The 12,539-nt window shown below is 63.7% G+C and carries 12 protein-coding genes; 3 read left to right on the forward strand and 9 right to left on the reverse strand.

Annotated elements, in window-relative coordinates; genetic code table 11:
* Positions 1-5: 5 nt before the first annotated feature.
* Complete coding sequence (locus F0Q04_RS23635) at positions 6-920, forward strand: aspartyl/asparaginyl beta-hydroxylase domain-containing protein (protein WP_420093993.1); 915 nt, start codon at positions 6-8, stop codon at positions 918-920.
* 75 nt (positions 921-995) lie between these two features.
* Here F0Q04_RS23635 and rpoN read toward each other — a convergent pair whose 3' ends face one another.
* The 9 genes from rpoN to F0Q04_RS23680 form a co-directional block, all read right to left on the reverse strand.
* Entirely contained in the window at positions 996-2,612 is a 1,617-nt protein-coding gene (rpoN, locus tag F0Q04_RS23640) for an RNA polymerase factor sigma-54 (RefSeq protein ID WP_182343814.1), read from the reverse strand.
* A gap of 105 nt (positions 2,613-2,717) precedes the next feature.
* The gene (gene lptB, locus F0Q04_RS23645) at positions 2,718-3,494 is read right to left on the reverse strand and encodes an LPS export ABC transporter ATP-binding protein (protein WP_116926389.1); all 777 of its coding nucleotides are present in this window, start codon (positions 3,492-3,494) and stop codon (positions 2,718-2,720) included.
* Positions 3,495-3,517: 23 nt separating this feature from the next.
* Complete coding sequence (gene lptA, locus F0Q04_RS23650) at positions 3,518-4,186, reverse strand: lipopolysaccharide transport periplasmic protein LptA (RefSeq protein ID WP_116926252.1); 669 nt, start codon at positions 4,184-4,186, stop codon at positions 3,518-3,520.
* A 110-nt stretch (positions 4,187-4,296) separates the two neighbouring features.
* Positions 4,297-5,672 (reverse strand): IS3 family transposase gene (locus tag F0Q04_RS23655; RefSeq protein WP_182345607.1). Its coding sequence is split into 2 segments (ribosomal slippage): positions 4,297-5,183 and positions 5,183-5,672, totalling 1,377 coding nucleotides; the frame shifts between segments, so codons are not numbered across the junction.
* Positions 5,673-5,759: 87 nt separating this feature from the next.
* The gene (locus tag F0Q04_RS23660; RefSeq protein WP_021025053.1) at positions 5,760-6,404 is read right to left on the reverse strand and encodes a thiol:disulfide interchange protein DsbA/DsbL; all 645 of its coding nucleotides are present in this window, start codon (positions 6,402-6,404) and stop codon (positions 5,760-5,762) included.
* A 56-nt stretch (positions 6,405-6,460) separates the two neighbouring features.
* Positions 6,461-7,165 carry an SPOR domain-containing protein gene (locus tag F0Q04_RS23665; protein WP_116926251.1) on the reverse strand — a complete coding sequence of 235 codons (705 nt, stop codon included), beginning with the start codon at positions 7,163-7,165 and terminating at the stop codon, positions 6,461-6,463.
* 26 nt (positions 7,166-7,191) lie between these two features.
* Positions 7,192-8,901 (reverse strand): arginine--tRNA ligase, encoded by a 1,710-nt coding sequence (gene argS / locus F0Q04_RS23670; RefSeq protein ID WP_116926250.1) that lies wholly within the window; start codon positions 8,899-8,901, stop codon positions 7,192-7,194.
* Between the two features lie 41 nt (positions 8,902-8,942).
* Positions 8,943-9,389 (reverse strand): DUF2214 family protein, encoded by a 447-nt coding sequence (locus F0Q04_RS23675; RefSeq protein ID WP_182343816.1) that lies wholly within the window; start codon positions 9,387-9,389, stop codon positions 8,943-8,945.
* A 4-nt stretch (positions 9,390-9,393) separates the two neighbouring features.
* Entirely contained in the window at positions 9,394-10,320 is a 927-nt protein-coding gene (locus F0Q04_RS23680; RefSeq protein WP_021025057.1) for a LysR family transcriptional regulator, read from the reverse strand.
* Positions 10,321-10,489: 169 nt separating this feature from the next.
* On the opposite strand from F0Q04_RS23680, the gene F0Q04_RS23685 reads away from it, so the two are divergent.
* Entirely contained in the window at positions 10,490-11,740 is a 1,251-nt protein-coding gene (locus tag F0Q04_RS23685) for a PAS domain-containing sensor histidine kinase (RefSeq protein WP_182343818.1), read from the forward strand.
* A gap of 96 nt (positions 11,741-11,836) precedes the next feature.
* Positions 11,837-12,523 (forward strand): response regulator transcription factor, encoded by a 687-nt coding sequence (locus tag F0Q04_RS23690; RefSeq protein ID WP_182343820.1) that lies wholly within the window; start codon positions 11,837-11,839, stop codon positions 12,521-12,523.
* Positions 12,524-12,539 lie beyond the last annotated feature (16 nt).

Raw genomic sequence — 12,539 nt, forward strand, 5'->3', positions numbered from 1 at the left:
CAAAAATCATCGTTCTGGCCCTGGTGCTGCTTTTCACTGGCTGCGGCCTCTACATGCACCTGCGTGGCAAGGTGCGGCACAAGCTGCTGCGCCAGCTGTTTGACCACTCCACGTTCACGGCGCCATTCAATGTGTTCATGCTGATGTTCAGCAAGGTACCGCGCACGCCCTACCTGCCCACCAGCACCTTCCCCGACCTGGCCCCGCTGCAGGCCCACTGGCGCGAGATCCGCGAAGAGGCCATCGGCCTGCACCAGGCCATGCAGATCAAGGCCGCAGCCAACAACGACGACGCGGGCTTCAACTCTTTCTTCAAGACCGGCTGGAAGCGCTTCTACTTGAAGTGGTACGGCCAGGCCCACCCGTCTGCGATGGAGCTGTGCCCCAAGACCACGGCGCTGGTGCAGTCCATCCCCGGCATCAAGGCGGCCATGTTTGCCGAGCTGCCGCCCGGCGCCAAGCTCAACCTGCACCGCGACCCCTATGCGGGCTCGCTGCGCTACCACCTCGCTGTGCTGGCGCCCAATGATGACCGCTGCATGATCGAGGTCGATGGCACGCCCTACAGCTGGCGCGAGGGCGAAGGCGTGATCTTTGACGAGACCTTCATGCACTGGGCCGAGAACCGGTCCGAAGGCAACCGCATCGTGCTGTTCTGCGATGTCGAGCGCCCGATGACCAATGGCTTTGCGCAGTGGCTCAACCGCTGGCTGGGCACGCATGTGGTCGCTGCCGCCAGCTCGCCCAACAACGAAGGCGATCCGCGTGGCTTCATCAGCCGCATCTTCAAGATCTCGTTCTACATGGGCCAGTACCGCCGCCGCTTCAAGGCCTGGAACAAGACGGCCTACAAGCTCACCAAGTTTGGCCTGATGCTGGCCGTGCTGGCCTTGTTCATCTGGTGGCTGTGGCCAAAGTAAAGCGGCTCCGTCTCAAAGCAAAACCGCAGTGCCTAACGCAACTGCGGTTTTTTTATGGGCCCTGGCTGCTTGCGCTTACAGCGCCTTGCGCAGGCTGGCCGGCGGGATGCGCATCGCCTCGCGGTACTTGGCCACCGTGCGGCGCGCGCATTCAATGCCCTGGGCCTGCAGCAGATCGGCGATTTTTGCATCCGACAGCGGCTTTTTCGCGCTTTCCTCGTCCAGCAGCTGCTTGATCAGCGCCTTGACCGCCGTGCTCGACGCACTGCCGCCGGTCTCGGTGCCCAGGCCCGAGCCAAAGAAGTACTTGAGCTCGAACGTGCCCTGCGGCGTGGCCATGTACTTGGCCGTGGTCACGCGGCTGATGGTGGACTCGTGCAGGCCCAGCTCATCGGCAATCTCGCGCAGCACCATGGGGCGCATCGCCAGCTCGCCATGGACAAAGAAATTGCGCTGGCGCTCGACGATGGCCTGCGAGACGCGCAAGATGGTGTCAAAGCGCTGCTGGATGTTCTTGATGAACCAGCGCGCCTCCTGCAGCCGCTGCTGCAGCGCGCCATGGCCTTCGCTGCCCTTGTGGCTGCGCAAGGCATTGGCGTAGACATCCTGCACGCGCAGGCGCGGCATCACCTCGGCATTGAGCTGCACGCTGAAACCGGGCACCGGCAGGCCGCGCTCATTGCTGAGTCGCACGATGACATCGGGGATGATGGTGTTGCGGTCCACATCGGCATAGGGCCGGCCGGGGCGGGGCTCGAGCTTGGCGATCAGCGCCAGCGCGCTGCGCACCGCGGCATCACTGCATCCGGTCAGTTGCACCAGCTTGCGCACATCACGGCGCGCCAGCAGCTCCAGCGATTCCTGGCAGACCAGCAAAGCGGTCTCCAGCGCCAGCGCATCGGCCTCGGGCGTGTCCGAGCCCTCTTCATCCAACAGGCGCTGCTGGGCCTTGATCTGCAGCTGCATGCATTCGGACAGGTTGCGCGCGCCCACGCCAATCGGCTCCAGGCTTTGCAGCAAGCGCAGCGCCACAGTCAGGTGGTGCAGCAGCACTTCGTAGCGCTCGGGGTCACTGGCGTCGCCAAAGCTTTGCGCGAGCTCGGCCAGCGTTTCTTCGAGGTAGCCGTCGTCGTTCAGTGATTCAATCAGAAAGTAGAGCGCGGCCCGGTCTTCCTGGCACAGGCGCAGCGACAAGGCCTGGCGGTGCAGCACATCCTGCAGGCTCAGGTGCTCGCTGCGCCGGTCGGACATCGGCGTCTCGTCGTCGTCATCGCTGGCGCTGGAGCGCGCGGGCAGATCGCCACCCCACTCTTCCCAGTCCGATGCCGAATCGCCGGCAGCGGCCTCGGCATCGACGCCGGTTTCCTTGCCCGCGCCAAAATCCAGCGGCTGGTCGGAGGTTCCGGGCTCGAAATCGCTACTGTTGTTGGTGTCGGTGCTGGCAGCAGTATCGGCACCCTTGTCGGCTGCGTCTGCAGCGTCTGCAGCTTCGGCAGATTCAGCGGCTTCTTTACCGGCTTCAGCCTCGGGGGCCTCATCGCCCTCGCGCTCCAGAAACGGGTTTTCGTCGAGCATCTGCTCGACTTCCTGCGTCAGTTCCTGCGTGGACAGCTGCAGCAGGCGAATCGACTGCTGCAGCTGGGGGGTCAGGGTCAGGTTCTGCGATACGCGCAGCGACAGCGACGGCATCATGGCTGCGCCTCCCCACGGGCTGGGGCAGCTGGCAACGGATCAGCCCTGCCGGCCCCGCAGCGCGGGACGGCATCTTGGCTGGCACGCCCGCCAAGGCGTGCGGTGTCACATACGGAAATGTTCACCCAGATACACCCTCCGGACCTCTGCGTTCTCCACAATCTCTTGCGGCGTCCCGGCGGCCAGCACCTTGCCATCGCTGATGATGCAGGCATGGTCACAGATACCCAGGGTTTCGCGCACATTGTGGTCGGTGATCAGCACGCCAATGCCGCGCTCCTTGAGAAAGGCGACAATGCGCTGGATCTCGATCACGGCGATGGGGTCGATGCCGGCGAAAGGCTCGTCGAGCAGGATGAAACGGGGCTGGGTGGCCAGCGCACGGGCGATCTCGACCCGGCGGCGCTCGCCGCCGGACAGCGCGACTGACGGTGATTCGCGCAGGTGCTCGACCCGCAGCTCCTGCAGCAGCGCGGTGAGCTGGCGCTCGACCTCGGCGCGCGAGAGCGGCTTGCCATGCTCATCTTTTTGCAGCTCCAGCACGGCGCGCACATTGTCCTGCACGCTGAGCTTGCGAAAGATCGAGGCTTCCTGCGGCAGGTAGGACAGGCCCAGCTGCGAGCGCTGGTGGATCGGCATATTGGCCACCGACTGCCCATCGATGCGGATATCCCCGCCATCGCTGCGTACCAGGCCCACGATCATGTAGAACGAGGTGGTCTTGCCCGCGCCATTGGGGCCTAGCAAACCCACCACTTCGCCCTTGCGCACCGACAGCGACACGTCCTTGACCACCTTGCGGCTGCCATAGGATTTCTCCAGGTGCAAGACCTCCAGCTGGCTGCGGTGGTCGCTGTTGGCGACCCGGGCGTTGACGGAAATGGTCGACGAGTTTTCTGCCACGGTCACTTGGCTCCGTCGTTCAGTTGGGTGCTGGGGCGCAATGGCGTCTTGTCATCGGCAGCGGGCTTGGCCGGGGCGCTGGCCTTGTCGTCCGCCTTGCCATCGGCCTTGGGCGTCAGGATCACACGGACGCGGTCCTTCTTGGGCGCACCGGGCTTGGGATCGGCCGCCGCCTGGGCGCCCTTTTGGCCGGAGACCGTGAAGGTATCGCTCAGATTGTTGTAGACGATCAGCGGGCCACTGACCTGGTCGGTCAACGTGGTCTCGCGGTAACGGCGCAACTCGCCGCGGCGCTCAAAGTGCACGGTGTCATCGCGGCCGTTATAGGTGATGACCTCGCCTTCGCCTTCGACGAACTCGTCAGGCGCGCCTGGGGCCGAGTCACGCTTTTGGCGGAAGAATGCGAGCTTGCCCGGCGCAGCAGTCACCACGCCGTGCTGGAAGCCGTCGCGGTCCTGGCTCACGGTCAGCTGCGCGCCACGGATGATGATGGTGCCCTTGGTCACCACCACATTGCCCGTGAAGACACTGGTCTGCTTGAGTTCATCGTGGCGGCCATCGTCCGCCTCGATGTTCATGGGTTTGGTGCGGTCTGCACGCTCGGCGTGCGACAGCAGCGGCACGGCCAGGGCCACTGCCACCAACAAAGAGTTAAAAATACGGTGTCTCATAAGGCATGAATCTTGCTCTGCCCCATTGTAGCCATGCTGGAGCGTTAGGCCGTTTCTGGCACAAAAAAGCCCGCGTGTGAACTGACCCCAAGAAGTTGGACAGTTGGAAGCTAGGGACTGAAGGCCTGAATCCGGTATTGCACCGGACTCAGGCCTTTTAGTTTTAGCTTGATGCGTTGGTGATTGTAGTAATGGATGTAGTGGTGAAGACCTTCTTGAAGCTGCGCCACACTGCTGAACTTGTTGAGGTGGAAGAACTCGGACTTCAAGGTTCCGAAGAAGCTCTCCATCGCTGCGTTATCCAAGCAATTGCCCCGACGTGACATGCTTTGCACCAGGCCATGATCGGCCAGCAAGCGGCGATAGGCACGACTTTGGTACTGCCAGCCCTGGTCGGAATGCAGCAATGGTTTTTCCTCCCTGCCCAGCTTGCCTAGCGCCTTGCGCAACATGTCACCCACCATCTTCAAGCGCGGTTGCGTATTCATCTGATAGCTCACCACCTCGCCATTGAATAGATCCATGACAGGCGACAGGTATAGCTTTTTACCCAAGACGTTGAACTCTGTCACGTCCGTCACCCATTTCTGGTTAGGCTGCTCGGCCATGAACTGGCGCTGCAACACATTGGCCACGTCCGCGTGCTGCCCGGCGCGATAGGAGCGATATTTCTTGGGCCGAACCAGGGACTTCATCCCCATTACCTGCATCAGGCGCTGCACGCTCTTGTGGTTCACATGACAGCCATTGCGCTTGAGTTCAAGCGCAATACGCCGATAGCCATAGCGTCCTTTGTGAAGCTCGTAGACAGATCGGATCTGAGCCTTGAGCTCAGCGTATTTGTCGCCTCTCCTGTGCACTTGAGCCTGGTAATAGAAGGTGCTGCGCGCCAGCTTACCTGCCCGCAGCAAGTCCTTGAGGTCGTGATCTGGCCTTAGCTCAAGCACTATCCGCGCTTTTTCTGCGCAGCTTGTTTTTTCGCCTGAACCAAGGCCTCCAATTTTTTTAGGTACGCCACCTCCGCGCGCAGGTACTTCACCTCTTTGAGCAAATCTGCGTGCGAACGCGTGTCGTCCGCAGACATAACTGCTTGTGCCTGTGCGGGCTTGGCTGTGGGTGGGTTTGGCATCTTCTTGGAGCGTCCTCTTGGCCGGGGTGCAAGTGCTTGCGGCCCACCGTCGTGATATTGCAGCTCCCAGGCGCTGATGACACCCGTGCCACCCCGGATATCAAACAAGGTAATCGTCTCTCGTGCAGACAGATCATCTCGCCACATCCGCTGCAACACTGCCAGTTTGAAGTCAGCGCTGTAGCGACTGAACTTCTTGCGCAACCCTGATAGGCCATGCTGCTGGTAGCTCTTTACCCAACGTCGCACTGTCGCTTGGTCGAGACCGTGAGCATGGGCCAGTGCTCTGAACCCATGCTGCCCCTGCACGTAGCCCTGGACAACTTCCAGCTTGTAACTCTCGTCGTACTTCGCCATGAAAAACACCCCAAAGGTTGGATTGATGTCCAACTTTTGGGGTGCAGTTCAGTGCGCGGGCTCTGTCTCAAGCGTTGGGGAATCCGCTCAGCCTTGTGCAGCCAGGAACTCTACCACTTGCAGCACGTTGCTCATCGAGCCGGCACGGGTTCCGTCGGTGTAGTACTTGCCCGCCACGCCCAGCGATGGAACGCCTTCGACGCCGTACGACTCTTGCAGCTGGGTGGCCTTGCGCACCTGGCCTGCGACGCTGAACGAGTTGTAGGCTTCCTTGAACTTGGCCAGGTCCACGCCGTTCTTGTCCATCCAGGCGAAGATCTCGTCGTCCTTGTTCAGGCGCTGGCGCTCGACGTGGATCGCACGGAAAACCTTGACATGTACGTCAGGGATCAGGCCCATCGACTCCAGCGCAAAGTAGATCTTTTGCTGCGGCACAAAGGTGTTGTTGAAGGCCACAGGCACGCGGCGGATCTGCAGGTTCTTGGGGGCAGTCTTGGCCCAGGCTTCAAACTGCGGCTCGAAGGCATTGCAGTGGGGGCAGCTGTACCAGAAGAATTCGATCACCTCGACCTTGCCAGCGGGCGCATCGGGGGTGACGGGCTTGGCCAGCTTCAGGTAGTCCTTGCCTTCCTTGAACTTGGCCTGTGCGTTGGCGCCGGTGGCAAAAGGCAGGCTCAGCGCCGAGGCGGCAGTAGCGGAAGCCGCCAAAGTGGAAAACTCACGACGTTTCATGTTTTGTTAACTCCAGTGACAAGTTGCGGTTAGGAGTGCCCTGCACCGCCAAAAGTTCAACGCTGCACGCGGACGATTTGCGCATCCACGCCGGCGCCATCGAGCTTGCCTTTGAGGCCATCGGCATCATCGCGCTTGTTGAAGGGGCCCACGCGCACCCGGTATACGGTGCGGCCATTGACTTCGCGCTCGCTCACGCGCGCTTCCCAGCCCATCATCGCCAGCTTGGCGCGCTGTGCATCGCCATCGGACTGGCTGCGGAAAGCACCGGCCTGCACGAAGTACTGGAAGCCGTCGGTGCCATCGGCACTGCGCGACTTGGCCAGATCGCCCAGCGGATCGGCGCCCTGGCCGGCCTTGGGGTCGAGCTTTGCGACCTGGGTCTTGTCTGCCGGCTTGTCAGCGGGCTTGGTGGTATCGGGCAGCACCACTTCGGGCTTGGCAGGCTTGTTTTCCACTGGCGCGGGGGCGTTGTCAGCCACCGTGCGCGGCGGCTCAGGCACCACCACGCCCTGAGCGGCCGGTGCCACAGCCGCGGGCGCACGCGCGGGGTTCTTGCCATAGAGCGGCGAGTTCGGGTCCCAGTTCTGGTTGCGCTGCGCCTCGGCCTTGTCCTTGGCCTCGCCGCGCACGCCACCTTTGTTGACAAACGGCACCGGCACATTGGTGACGTACACGGCCACGGCCAAGGCCGCGCCCACGCCCACCAGCAGCCCCAGGATCAGGCCCAGGATGGTTCCACCACGTTGATGTCGTCGCATTGCAGTTATTACCTTTGTTCGCAAAATCACATGCGCTCTGGTGCACTCACACCCAGCACGGCCAGGCCATTGCGCAGCACCTGCGCGACCGCTGCCACGAGTGCCAGACGGGCCAGTTTGGTGGCTTCGTCATCCACCAAGATACGCTCTGCATCATAGTAGCTGTGGTAGGCCGAGGCCAGGTCACGCAGATAGAACGTAACATCGTGCGGCGCATTGCCAGCCGCGGCGTTGCTCAGCATCTCGGGATACTGGGCCAGCATCTGCATCAGCGCCTGGGCCTGCGGCCCTTGCAGCGCGCCCAGGTCAATGCCGCTCAGCGCAGGCAGACCAGCGCCGCCTTGCTCCTGCCAGCCGCGCAGCACCGAGCAGATGCGCGCATGGGCGTACTGCACGTAGAACACCGGGTTGTCATTGTTCTGGGCCACGGCCAGGTCGACATCAAAGGTGTACTCGGTATCGGGCTTGCGCGAGAGCAGGAAAAAGCGCACCGCATCCTTGCTGGTCCACTCGATCAGGTCGCGCAAGGTGACATAGCTGCCGGCGCGCTTGCTGATCTTGACCTCTTCACCACCGCGCACCACGCGCACCATGGTGTGCAGCACATAGTCGGGGTAGCCCTGGGGAATGCCGACATTGACCGCCTGCAGACCGGCGCGCACGCGGGCGATGGTGCCGTGGTGGTCCGTGCCCTGGATGTTGACGGCCTTGCCGTAGCCGCGCAGGAACTTTTGCGTGTGGTAGGCCACATCGGGCAGGAAGTAGGTGTAGGTGCCGTCGGACTTGCGCATCACGCGGTCCTTGTCGTCACCGAAGTCGGTGGTGCGCAGCCACAGCGCGCCATCTTGCTCATAGGTGTGGCCGCTGGCGATCAGGCGCTGGACGGTCTCGTCCACATGGCCGTTCTGGTACAGGCTCGATTCGAGGTAGTACTCGTCAAACTTGAGGTTGAAGGCCTGCAGGTCCTTGTCCTGCTCGTTGCGCAGGTAGGCCACCGCAAAGTTGCGGATGTTGTCGTAATCCTCGACATCTCCATTGGCGGTGAACGCGCGGTCATCGGCCTCGATGGTCTGCTTGGCCAGGAACGCCTGGGCAATATCGCCGATGTAGTCGCCGTTGTAGAAGTTCTTGGCCAGCGGGTTGTCGCTGTCGGTGGGCCAGCAGTCGTCACCGGGCTTGAAGCCCTTGGCACGCAGCTGGGTGCTCTTGGTCAAGGTGTCGATCTGCACGCCCGCGTCGTTGTAGTAGAACTCGCGGTGCACGCTCCAGCCCTGGCTGCCGTAGAGGTTGCAGATCGCATCGCCCAGCGCGGCCTGGCGGCCATGGCCCACGTGCAGCGGACCGGTGGGATTGGCCGAGACAAACTCGACGATGATCTTTTCATCGCGCGGCGGCTGCATGCCAAAGCGCTCGCCCTGGGCCAGCACTTCCTGCACCACCTGCTGCTTGGCAGCGGGCTTGAGGCGCAGGTTCAAAAAGCCTGGACCGGCGATCTCGACCGCATCCACCCATTGCGCAAAGGCGGGCGCGGCCTCCAGCGCCGCCTTGAGCTGCTCGCCCAGCGCGCGGGGATTGGCCTTGAGCGGCTTAGCCAGCTGCATCGCGGCGGTCACGGCATAGTCACCGTGGGCGGCCACCTTGGGCGTTTCAAAGGCCGCACGGCTACCTGCGCCAGGCGACAATTTCTCGAGCTCGGCAGCAAGCACTGCGAGCAAATCTTTTTTGACTTGCAACATATTTGAAACTTAGACGAAGCGGTTACCAGCGCCAGGCCGGTTTACCAGCCCCGGGCATAAAACACGGCGACGGCGGCGATCACGGGAATCAGATGGGCTTGCCACATGACCCATTTACGCGTGGCGCGCACCTCGGCGTCCCCGGGCAAAGCGCCATTGTCGCGCAATTGCCGTAACCAGCGGCGGAACACGGCTGTCGGCTTGAAGGACAGCATCACGCCGACGACGACCAAGGTCATCTTCAGGTGAAAAAGCGGCTGGCTGACATACCAGGTCACGCCCTTGGCGCCCAGAAACAGGCGCAGCAAGCCGGTGGCCAGCACCGCCAGCGCGGCAAAGGCGTAGATCAGATCGAGGCGCGCTAAGCGCTGCACCACGGCCCCATTCATCCACTCGGCGCGGCACAACGCCGCCTCGCTGGAGAGAAAAACCACCATGGTCAACAAGGCCAGCAGGTGCAGGCAGGCCAGAACAGCTTCCAAAGTCATCGTGTTACTCCATCTTTTTCCAGAAATCGGCACGTTCGTAGTGCTGCTTGACGAAATCGATCCACAAGCGCACCCGCAGCGGCAGGTGCTTGCGCTGCTGGAACATCACATAGATGCCGTTGGGCGGCGCAGCAAAGTCCTCCAGCACCTCGACCAGGCGGCCGGCGGCAATCTCGGACTCGACCTCCCAGGTGCTGCGCCAGGCAATGCCCCAGCCTTGCTGGCACCAGTCGTGCAGCACCTGGCCGTCCGAGCAATCGAGCGGGCCGCCAGGCTTGAGGTAGACCACCTCGCTGGCGCCAGTGGCCGCCGGCATGCGAAACGCCCAGCCCCGCGTTTGCGAGGCCTCGCTCGACAAGGTCAGGCAGTCATGCTGGCTCAGCTCGCTGGGGTGGCGGGGAATGCCGCGGCGGCGCAGGTACTCGGGCGTGGCCACGCACAGGCGCCGGTTGTCGGCCACGCGCACGCTGACCAGTGAGGAATCGGGCAGGTCGCCCACGCGAATCGCGCAGTCATAGCCCTCGCCGGCCAGGTCGACCAGGCGGTCGCTCAGGTTCAGCGAGATCGTCACATCCGGGTGGCGCGCATGGTAGAGCGGCAGCAGCGGCGCCACATGGCGGCGCCCAAAGCCGGCCGGTGCGGTCACGCGCAGATGCCCAGTGGCCTTGATGCCCCCGGCGCTGACGCTGGCCTCGACACTGGCTAGCTCGGCCAGCAGGCGCTGGCAGTCTTCCAAAAAGGCCGCGCCCTCGTACGTCAGGGTGAGCTTGCGCGTGGTGCGCACCAGCAGCTTGACGCCCAGGCGCTCCTCCAGCGCATCGAGCCGGCGGCCCATGATGGCCGGGGCCACGCCTTCGGCCTTGGCAGCGGCCGTGAGGCTGCCGCGCGAGGCGATGGCGACAAATGATTCGAGCTGCTTGAGGCGATCCATACCAGACAGAACACAGAAAATACGCAAAGCCCGCTGGCCGCCGCTTGTGCGACGCGCTGGCTGGGCCACAGCCTATTATCATCGGGGCTCCGGCCTGGCGGGCGCATGAAAGCGCACATCCCGCTGCGACACTCATTGACAGCCGCTCTTTTCCCGCGCCCCCGCTCCTATGCCGTCAGCTTCAACGCCGCCCACCAGCACTCCCTCCAGCGCCGACGCGCTCTGGTACGCCCCCGCGCAACTGCTGCGCTTGTTTGGCAGCAGCCCCGTTGCCATGGCCTACTGGGGCCGTGACCAGCGCCTGCGCCTGGCCACGCCGCAGTGGTGCGAATGGTTTGGTGTGCCCACCACCGGCATCGTCGGCCAGCAGCTCGATGAAGCGCTGCCCCCCGACTTTGCCCAGCAGCACCACGCGGCGCTGCAGGCCGCCACCCAGGGCCTGCGCCAGCAGTTCGACACGTGCAAGACCGATGCCCATGGCCAGGTCGCCTGGCGCCGCATCAGCCTCTCGCCCCACCTCTGGCCCGGGCCGGCAGGCAGCAAAACCGCCCAGGGCGTGCTGATGCTGATGCAGGACTGCAGCGCCGAATACGCCAATGCGGCGCAAGCGGATGACCTGCGCGCGCAACTGGCCGCGCTGTCGTCCACCGACCTGGAGCGCACCGAGGAGAAAAGCGAGCTGCTCAAGCTGCGCACCTTGCTGGACTGGCGCACCGCCATGCTCACCGAGCACAGCGAAATGCTGCAGCTGCTCTCGCATGAGATCCGCCAGCCGCTCAACAACGCCTCGGCCGCGATGCAGGCCACCATGTCGGCCATTGCCGAGCTGCAGCTGAGCCAGACCACGCCGGCCACCAAGGCCTTGCTGCGCGCCGAGCATGTGCTCCAGCAGGTCATCGGCACCCTGGACAACACCCTGGCCGCCGGCACTATTCTTGCCGTGGGCGGGCGCGCTGGCGCCTCGTCCGATACCGATCTGCCCACCCTGGTCAACCTGGTGCTGCACGACATCGCTGCCGATGCCCGCCCGCGCATCCAGGTGGTCTGGGATGCCGAGGCGCGCACGGTGCAGCTGCACCCGGCGCTGATGCGGCTGACCATCCGCAACCTGCTCAACAACGCGCTCAACTACGCGTCGGTCGACAGCCCCGTGCTGCTGCGCCTGGCCGATTCGGACGACCCGCTGGCGCTGATCATCGAGGTGATCGACGAAGGCCCGGGCATCCCCGACAGCCTGCGCCCGCGCCTGTTCGAGAAAGGCACGCGCGGCACCGAGCACCGCCACCGGGCGGGTGCCGGGCTGGGTCTGTTCATCGTGCGCTCGGTGGTGCAGTTGCACCAGGGCACGGTGCAGGCCTTGCCGCGCCAGCCAAACGGCACCATCATGCGTATCGAGTTGCCCCAAGGGCTGGATGATTAGCCAGCCACGCGATGGCCACCGGCCGCTTGCCCCTGCAGAAGCTGGCACCGCGCTTCTCAGGACTTTTCACCGACTGCACCATTTCACGGAACCACCATGCTCCCCGCCACGCTCGCCCTGGTCGACGACGACCCCGAATACAGCGAATTTCTGGCCCAACACTTGCGCAACCAGGGCGTGCAGGTACAGGTTTACAACGACAGCAGCGACCTGCTGGCCGATATCGAGCCCTACCGTTTTGACTTCTATGTGCTGGACCTGATGCTGCCCGGCGTCAACGGCACCGAGCTGCTGCGCATTCTGCGCAAGCGCAACCAGGCGGGCGTGCTGATCGTCTCGGGACGGCTGGGCCCCGAGGTGTTTGCCGAGGTCATCAATGCCGGCGCCGACATGTACCTGACCAAGCCGGTGACCTTCGAGCAGGTGGAGCTGGCCGTGCGCGCCGTGCACCGCCGCATCATGACCACCGCCCAGGTCGCCACGGCCTGGAAGCTCGACAGCCACCGCAGCCTGCTGCTGACGCCCGATGGCCAGAGCGTGGAACTGAGCCCCACCGACCTGATGCTGATGCAGTGTTTTCTAAAAGCCCAGGGCGCCGTCGTGGGCCGCGACCAGATCCGTGAACTGCTGGGCTACCCGACCGCCAGCGACTCCGACAACAGCCTGCACGCCACCATCTACCGCCTGCGCCGCCGCATCGAGAAGGCCACGCCGCTGGCGGTGCCGCTGCAATCGCAGCAAAAAGTGGGCTACCAGTTCCGCGCGCCGCTGGTCTCGGCCTAACCTGCGCAGCACGGGC

The organism is Comamonas koreensis (assembly GCF_014076495.1).
Taxonomy (GTDB): Bacteria; Pseudomonadota; Gammaproteobacteria; order Burkholderiales; family Burkholderiaceae_C; genus Comamonas; species Comamonas squillarum.